This is a genomic window from Streptomyces kebangsaanensis (genome assembly GCF_001906585.1).
GTDB lineage: Bacteria > Actinomycetota > Actinomycetes > Streptomycetales > Streptomycetaceae > Streptomyces > Streptomyces kebangsaanensis.
Genome location: NZ_JUJA01000121.1, coordinates 1 through 6,395, shown reverse-complemented (window position 1 = coordinate 6,395; position 6,395 = coordinate 1). Strand labels below are relative to the sequence as shown.

Below are 6,395 nucleotides of genomic sequence, written 5' to 3'. Positions count from 1 at the left end.
GCCCGCCGCGAGGCCGAGAGCGAGGGCCGGACGGCGGTCGTCGTCGGCTGGGACGGGACGGCACGGGGTGTCGTCGCCGTGGCGGACGCGGTCAAGGAGACCAGCGCCGAGGCCGTACGGCAGCTGCGCGGGCTGGGGCTGCGCCCCGTCCTGCTGACCGGGGACAACCGCGCGGTCGCCGAGACCGTGGCACGGGCGGTCGGGATCGACCCCCACGACGTGATCGCCGAGGTACTGCCGCAGGACAAGGTCGACGCCGTCCGGCGACTGCAGGCCGAGGGGCGGACCGTGGCCATGGTCGGCGACGGCGTCAACGACGCCGCCGCGCTCGCCACCGCCGACCTGGGCCTGGCCATGGGCACCGGCACGGACGCCGCCATCGAGGCCGGCGACCTGACGCTGGTGCGCGGCGACCTGCGGGTGGCCGCGGACGCCATCCGGCTGTCCCGGCGGACACTGACCACCATCAAGGGCAACCTGGTGTGGGCCTTCGGCTACAACGTGGCCGCGCTGCCGCTGGCCGCCGCCGGCCTGCTCAACCCGATGATCGCGGGGGCGGCGATGGCGTTCTCCTCGGTGTTCGTGGTGACGAACAGTCTGCGGCTGCGGACGTTCCGTTGAGAACACTCGACTTCTGACGGAAGTAAGAGTCCCTCTAGAGTCCAACGCGCGCCTCACATAAGCTCTTCACAAGGCTCGCGCATCATCCTTACGCTGGGGTCTCGTTCGCCATACCTGGGCCCTTGCGTACCTAACGGACATGCGCGAGAGACACAGATCACAGCAATGTGAACGTAACCCTCGAAGGGATTCGAAGGTCTAAGTTGGCGATGTCATGTCGGGCAGCGTCTTGGGGGGCGCTGACCGGCATCCGGGGTTGTCTTGGGGGACTTCCTCGGAGATGCGTTGCCGGGACAGGTACAGCGGGAAGCTTTGAGCGGCCCTCCCGTACGTGCGCTGTCCCGGCAGACCGCACGCGCAGCACGACTGCGGTACAGAGGTGCGACGAGTTCTGCTCGTTGTGCTCACAGCGATTCAGGCGCTGGTCCTCATAGGCGCCCGGCCGGATCCCGTGGGGGGAATCCGCACCGGGGCATGGGAAGGCGCCCTGGTCGTCGGCCCGTGGGGGGACCGACGCACCAGGGCGCCTTCCACTTCTCCGTGAGCTCTTCTCCGTGATCCCTTGTTCGTGGGCTCTTGTTCGCGGGCTCTCCGCCTGCTCACGGGCTTCCTCACGGCAGCACGAGGCCCCGCGTCCGCCGCGACCGCGGATGCGGGGCCCGATGGCGCCTGCCGGGGTGCTGTCTCAGCGCTCCTCGACCGGGACGAAGTCGCGCTCGACCACGCCCGTGTAGATCTGGCGCGGGCGGCCGATGCGGGAACCCGGCTCCTTGATCATCTCGTGCCACTGGGCGATCCAGCCCGGCAGCCGGCCGAGGGCGAACAGGACCGTGAACATCTCGGTCGGGAAGCCCATGGCCCGGTAGATCAGGCCGGTGTAGAAGTCGACGTTCGGGTAGAGCTTGCGCTCGACGAAGTAGTCGTCGGACAGCGCGTGCTCCTCCAGCTTCAGGGCGATGTCGAGGAGCTCGTCCTCCTTGCCCAGCGCGGAGAGCACGTCGTGCGCGGCGGCCTTGATGATCCTGGCGCGCGGGTCGAAGTTCTTGTAGACCCGGTGGCCGAAGCCCATCAGGCGGACGCCGTCCTCCTTGTTCTTCACCTTGCGGATGAAGGTGTCGACGTCGTTGCCGGAGTCACGGATGCCCTCGAGCATCTCCAGCACCGACTGGTTGGCGCCGCCGTGCAGGGGGCCCCACAGCGCGCTGATGCCGGCCGAGATCGAGGCGAACATGTTGGCCTGCGAGGAGCCGACCAGGCGGACCGTGGAGGTCGAGCAGTTCTGCTCGTGGTCGGCGTGCAGGATCAGCAGCTTGTCCAGCGCGGAGACGACGACCGGGTCCAGCTCGTACTCCTGGGCGGGGACCGAGAAGGTCATGCGCAGGAAGTTCTCGACGTAACCGAGGTCGTTACGCGGGTAGACGAACGGGTGACCGATCGACTTCTTGTACGCGTACGCCGCGATCGTCGGGAGCTTGGCGAGCAGGCGGGTGGTGGAGAGGTTGCGCTGCGTCTCGTCGAACGGGTTGTGGCTGTCCTGGTAGAAGGTCGACAGCGCCGAGACCACCGACGACAGCATCGCCATCGGGTGCGCGTCGCGCGGGAAGCCCGTGTAGAAGTTCTTGACGTCCTCGTGCAGCAGGGTGTGCTGCGTGACGTTGTTCTTGAACGTGGCGAGCTCGTCGACGGTCGGCAGCTCACCGTTGATCAGCAGGTAGGCCACCTCCAGGAAGGTGGAACGCTCGGCCAACTGCTCGATCGGGTAGCCGCGGTACCGGAGGATGCCCTGTTCACCGTCGAGATAGGTGATGGCGGATTTGTACGCGGCGGTGTTGCCGTATCCACTGTCCAGAGTCACGAGACCGGTCTGGGCGCGCAGCTTCCCGATGTCGAAGCCCTTGTCGCCGACGGTGCTGTCAACCACCGGGTAGGTGTACTCGCCGCCGTCGTACCGCAGTACTACAGAGTTGTCGCTCACGTCTTCCCTCACCGACGTAGTGCCTCATCTTCGAGGTGCCCTGACTGTCTCTACCATCCCCCATTTGGCTCAGGAGAGTGCACTCGGGGTCGACCCTTGGGCCCATTGGCGGCACTCAGTGCCGCCAATCTGCTCATCCTGCCCGCTCCATCCGGCCACGGGAAGTGCTGTGTGACCTTTACGACTCGTTTGATCGATCATTTTTGGTGACGCGGCGTCAGAAGCCGGGTTCCGGTCCCGCGGGCAGCTCTTTTCAGCCGCTTCCGCGCCTGTCGGCCGCCTCTGCGCGCGTCAGTTGCCGCCGAGCCGGAAGTCCAGTGCCGTGCAGCGCCGCCCCGCCGACACCGTGCGCACCGCCTGGCCGATCGCCTTGCGCGAACCGACGAGGACGACCAGCTTCTTGGCCCGGGTGACCGCCGTGTAGAGCAGGTTGCGCTGGAGCATCATCCAGGCTCCGGTGGTGACGGGGATCACCACGGCGGGATATTCACTGCCCTGGGAGCGGTGAATGGTCACCGCGTACGCGTGCGCCAGCTCGTCCAGTTCGTCGAACTCGTACGGGACCTCCTCGTCCTCGTCCGTCAGCACCGTCAGGCGCTGGTCGACAGGGTCGAGCGAGGTGACCACGCCCACGGTGCCGTTGAAGACACCGTTCTCCCCCTTCTCGTAGTTGTTGCGAATCTGAGTGACCTTGTCGCCGACGCGGAAAACCCGTCCGCCGAACCGCTTTTCCGGCAGATCCGGCCGGCCCGGGGTGATGGCCTGCTGGAGCAGGCCGTTCAGCGTGCCGGCGCCCGCCGGGCCGCGGTGCATGGGCGCGAGCACCTGCACGTCCCGGCGCGGGTCGAGCCCGAACCGGGCCGGGACACGGCGCGCGGCCACGTCCACGGTGAGCCGGCCGGCCTCCTCCGTGTCGTCCTCGACGAAGAGGAAGAAGTCCTTCATGCCGTCGGTGAGCGGGTGCTGCCCGGCGTTGATCCGGTGGGCGTTGGTCACCACGCCGGACTGCTGGGCCTGGCGGAACACGCGCGTGAGGCGGACGGCGGGGATGGGGCCGACGTCGGCCAGCAGGTCCCTGAGGACCTCCCCGGCACCCACGCTGGGCAGCTGGTCGACGTCCCCGACGAACAAGAGGTGGGCGCCCGGGGGCACGGCTTTGACCAGCTTGTTCGCCAGCAGCAGGTCCAGCATGGACGCCTCGTCGACGACCACGAGATCGGCGTCGAGCGGCCGGTCCCTGTCGTACGCGGCGTCCCCGCCGGGCTTGAGCTCCAGCAGGCGGTGGACGGTGGAGGCCTCCGCGCCGGTGAGCTCGGACAGCCGCTTGGCGGCGCGGCCGGTGGGCGCGGCCAGCACGACCTTCGCCTTCTTCGCCCGGGCGAGCTCCACGATCGAGCGCACGGTGAAGGACTTGCCGCACCCGGGGCCGCCGGTCAGCACGGCCACCTTCTCGGTCAGCGCCAGCTTCACGGCCGCCTCCTGCTCGGGGGCGAGATCGACCCCCGTACGGCCCTTGAGCCAGTCCAGCGCCCTGTCCCAGGCCACGTCCCGGAACGACGGCATCCGGTCGGCATCCGTACGCAGCAGACGCAGCAGCTGGGCGGAGAGGGAGAGCTCGGCGCGGTGGAAGGGCACGAGGTAGATGGCGGTGACCGGGTCACCGCCGTCGTGTCCCGGCACCTTCTCCCGGACGACCCCGGGATCGCCGCCGTCCTCCGCGGGCTCCGCGAGCTCGGCGAGGCACTCGATGACCAGCCCGGTGTCGACCTGGAGCAGCTTGACCGCGTCCGTGATCAGCCGCTCCTCGGGCAGGAAGCAGTGGCCCTGGTCGGCGGACTGCGACAGCGCGTACTGCAGTCCCGCCTTGACGCGCTCCGGGCTGTCGTGCGGGATGCCGACGGACTGGGCGATCTTGTCGGCGGTCAGGAAGCCGATGCCCCAGACGTCGGCGGCGAGCCGGTACGGCTGGTTCTTCACGACGGAGATGGAGGCGTCGCCGTACTTCTTGTAGATACGGACGGCGATGGAGGTGGACACGTCCACGGTCTGCAGGAACAGCATCACCTCCTTGATCGCCTTCTGCTCCTCCCAGGCGTCGGCGATCTTCTTGGTCCGCTTGGGCCCGAGGCCGGGGACCTCGATGAGCCGCTCGGGCTCCTCCTCGATGATCCTCAGGGTGTCCAGCCCGAAGTGCTGGGTGATGCGGTCGGCGAAGACCGGCCCGATGCCCTTGACGAGCCCGGAGCCGAGGTACCGGCGGATGCCCTGGACGGTGGCCGGCAGGAGGGTCGTGTAGTTCTCGACCTGGAACTGCTTCCCGTACTGCGGATGGGACCCCCAGCGCCCCTCCATCCGCAGCGACTCCCCCACCTGGGCCCCGAGCAGCGCGCCGACCACCGTGAGCAGGTCACCGGCTCCTCTGCCGATGTCGACCCGGGCGACCGTGTAGCCGTTCTCCTCGTTGGCGTACGTGATCCGCTCCAGGACGCCTTCGAGCACGGCCTGACGCCGCTCTCCGGCACCGGCCTGCCCCGCCCGATTCACCTCCGCGCTCATGCTGCGACGGTACCCCCGAGGTGTGACAGCGGGGGCGGGGCAGGGTCGTGCGGTGCGGGCCGGCCGCCGGGCAGCGGCGTTCGCTCACGCCTTGCCGACTCCCGGCAGGTCCACCTTCGGCGCGCCCAGCGTCCTGCGCTGCGCCTCCGCCGCCATCTCCTGATCACCGTTGAGGTACGCCGTCGTCGCGTCCACCACACCCTGCAACGACTTGCCCGCCCGCGCCGCGACGAACTGCAGATCCTTCGCCGCATGCTCCGCGTACCGCGACAACGCCAGCGCCACCAGACCGCCCTGCCCCTGCTCACCACCGGAACCACCGGAACCGGCGGAGATCGTCCCCGCGCTCGTCGCCGCCGACGTCAGATGCTCCCCGTACGACTTCGCATACCCCTGCAGCTTCGACGCCGACTCACCCGTCGACCGCAACACCTGCGTAATGCCCTGCGGCCTCAGATCCCAGCCCGGCACACCCACACCCCCGTCACCACACCCACACCCGCACCACCGGCACTCAGCCGATGCTGTCCACCGCCGCCTTCGCCCGCGCCAGCGTCGACTGCGCCGTCGAGTCGTTCATCTCCAACGTCGACTTCACCAACTGGATGATGTTCCGCACCTCCTGCGACGCACTGTTCCACCGCTGCTCCTTGCCGTGGTACTCATCCGCCACACCATCCGCCGAGAAGTCCGCCATCGCCGCCTTCACCTGACGGTCCCGCTCCCCGATCACCGCCTCCAACCGGGCCACCACCGCCTGCAGACCCCCCTGCACATCCGCCGACGCCCCCATGTCGTACGACCGGCGATCCGCACCCGAACCCGCCATCACACACCACTCCCCGACTTCCCCGAAAAAACGATCAACCGAACAGAACGTACGCGCGAAGAACAGCCCTCAGCGGAACCGCGCCGCATCGAAGTTCGCCGCACCCATCTGCTGCCGCGCGTTGTCCCCCTGCTCCTGATCACCCGAGGAGAACGCCGACTCCATCCCCGACTGACCACCCAGGATCGCCGACAACGACCCGTTCAGATCCGCCGTGATCCCGTCCGCCCGCGCCTTGAACTGATCGAACATCCGCCGGCCCGCACCGTTGAACTTCCCCTCCAACGGCTCCGCCGCCCGCACCAACTGCTGGATCAACGACCCCAGATCATCACTCGACCCCCGCGACTCACGCATCAACGCCGACAGCGTCTGCGCACCCATGTCGAACTTCACGCCGAACCCGCCTCCCCC

At 68.5% G+C, this 6,395-nt stretch carries 6 protein-coding genes; 1 reads left to right on the top strand and 5 read right to left on the bottom strand.

The window, feature by feature from the left end; genetic code table 11:
• The coding region (locus RH94_RS43765; protein ID WP_234425859.1) for an HAD-IC family P-type ATPase at positions 1 to 621 on the top strand (621 nt) is incomplete at its 5' end.
• 685 nt (positions 622 to 1,306) lie between these two features.
• On the opposite strand, the gene RH94_RS18100 is transcribed toward RH94_RS43765, so the two are convergent.
• The 5 genes from RH94_RS18100 to RH94_RS18080 all read right to left on the bottom strand — a co-directional run bounded on the left by RH94_RS18100 (position 1,307) and on the right by RH94_RS18080 (position 6,377).
• A complete protein-coding gene (locus tag RH94_RS18100) occupies positions 1,307 to 2,596 on the bottom strand; it encodes a citrate synthase (protein WP_073948611.1) in 1,290 nt (429 codons plus the stop codon).
• Between the two features lie 291 nt (positions 2,597 to 2,887).
• Positions 2,888 to 5,152, bottom strand: a complete 2,265-nt coding sequence (recD2, locus tag RH94_RS18095) for an SF1B family DNA helicase RecD2 (protein ID WP_073948610.1) — start codon at positions 5,150 to 5,152, stop codon at positions 2,888 to 2,890.
• 84 nt (positions 5,153 to 5,236) lie between these two features.
• On the bottom strand, positions 5,237 to 5,623 hold the full coding sequence (locus RH94_RS18090) for a DUF6507 family protein (RefSeq protein ID WP_073948634.1): 387 nt from the start codon (positions 5,621 to 5,623) through the stop codon (positions 5,237 to 5,239).
• Between the two features lie 43 nt (positions 5,624 to 5,666).
• On the bottom strand, positions 5,667 to 5,981 hold the full coding sequence (locus RH94_RS18085) for a pore-forming ESAT-6 family protein (RefSeq protein ID WP_073948375.1): 315 nt from the start codon (positions 5,979 to 5,981) through the stop codon (positions 5,667 to 5,669).
• 69 nt (positions 5,982 to 6,050) lie between these two features.
• On the bottom strand, positions 6,051 to 6,377 hold the full coding sequence (locus RH94_RS18080; RefSeq protein ID WP_073948376.1) for a hypothetical protein: 327 nt from the start codon (positions 6,375 to 6,377) through the stop codon (positions 6,051 to 6,053).
• Between the last annotated feature and the right edge of the window lie 18 nt (positions 6,378 to 6,395).